A 1641-nucleotide genomic window follows, 5' to 3' on the forward strand; every position below is an offset into this window, starting at 1 on the left:
GCGCGTCTTGGAGTTCTTCGACGGAGATTTCGTCGAGATGGTCCATTAGATACTGTACAGCACTCCGTGCCGATAGTTCTAATGGCTACTATAGGTTCTGTCTCAGTGTATCCCCAGCGGTCTGTCTCTATAGATTCATTTTCTGGCTTATATCGGGCTGTTAGTGAAATCGTGGTTGACCCTCGTGTACTAGCTACGCTCACAGAACCGATCTTTAGATTTGGCCACTCTTCAGTCGTAGAGGTCAATATCGTATTTGACACTCCAGATTCTGGTTGGCATTCCGATAGATTATTGAGTGCCATTCCATCGTTATAATTCCCAAGATAATCTGCGATCTGAAGGTTTATTTTTGAGCGCTCTGCTGTGAGATTGAGTTGCTTGTTTACCGCCCCAACAATTACCTCATCAGCTCCATCCTCCATCGCTATTGGGAAAGCTTCGAAAGTAGATTGGTTAATTTGTGGGAACACAGACCGATATGCAGCATGCTTATAATGGTGATAGAAATTAAGCAACGATGAATTAAGAATTCCAAGAATGTGTTTCAGTTCTGTATTTGATCCAGAGCTGCTATTGAGATTGTATGCTGATTTGATGGTAACCAGATCTTCTTCATCGTATGTGCCGATGAGTGAGTCACTTGTTTGTCGGAAGATCAGCTTTGGACTTTGATACTGCTCTTGTGATTTCTCTACGTCATCGGTGTCGATATAGCGAAGTTCATCTTCATCGATTCCATATTGTATCACAGCCCCACCAGGAGCTATTGGTCGAGTATCTGACCTTGGTTGCTGATGAAGGAAGTCTGCACGCTTACTAATTTCCTCTCCTCTTGATATGTCAATCTTATTTCTCAAAGGAGGGTGTGTTTCTACTTTAGAAAGAACAGATCTCGTAGCTTCATCAAGATAGATTAGGAACCGTTTCGCATCTTGGTTTTTAAAAACATCAACGGGTATTGAATTATAATCAAGTGAATTCAGTTCCGTAGTAGTGGTTGCATCAGCACATTTGATCTCGTCTGACTCCCCGCTGCTAACTAGAATTACTGCTCCTGTCTCAACTCCTTCAAATGCTGTTCCAACGCGAACAATCCTTGAGAGAGTTGAGTTAGTTAGTACGAACTCACGAATCGGTTCATTTTGTTCTCGTGTGAGGATCGCGTCAGGAACAATAATTCCAACCTGTCCCTTCTGTGACTGTCGGATAGACTGTTCATAGAATGCTACGTAAAGGTCAAATTGGTCCTTCGTGGCATCGAAAGAACTGCTCAAATAAGAACGAAGATCAGTATCGATATTCGCGCTTATATCGGCACGACCTGCAGTCGCAACCCAAGGTGGATTTCCAATAACAGCATCAAATCCAGCACTTATTTTCCTATTTCCATCATCTCCATAATATACAACTGGGAACTCTAGTTCCCAATGGAAGAACCGATTCTCAGTAGCCATTACCTGAGCTGAACGGAACCAGTCTTGGTTCTCTATTCTATCCCAAGATTCGTCACGAAGAGCTGTAGCCATCCGCTCATAAGCGTCACTATAGTAGACGTTAGAAATAGTTGCTCACTTTTGGGATAGAAATTTGGTCAAGAGCGGTATCGATTGCCGTTGTAAGTTCGTCGAGTGAATCGAA

At 43.0% G+C, this 1641-nt stretch carries 1 protein-coding gene; it reads right to left on the reverse strand.

Going from position 1 to position 1641, the window contains the following annotated elements; translation table 11 throughout:
- Positions 1–1457, reverse strand: a 1457-nt coding sequence (locus BLW38_RS16070; RefSeq protein ID WP_177167547.1) for an Eco57I restriction-modification methylase domain-containing protein, incomplete at its 3' end; no start/stop codon positions are given.
- Positions 1458–1641 lie beyond the last annotated feature (184 nt).

This window comes from Halopenitus malekzadehii (assembly GCF_900108505.1).
In the GTDB taxonomy this organism is placed as follows: domain Archaea; phylum Halobacteriota; class Halobacteria; order Halobacteriales; family Haloferacaceae; genus Halopenitus; species Halopenitus malekzadehii.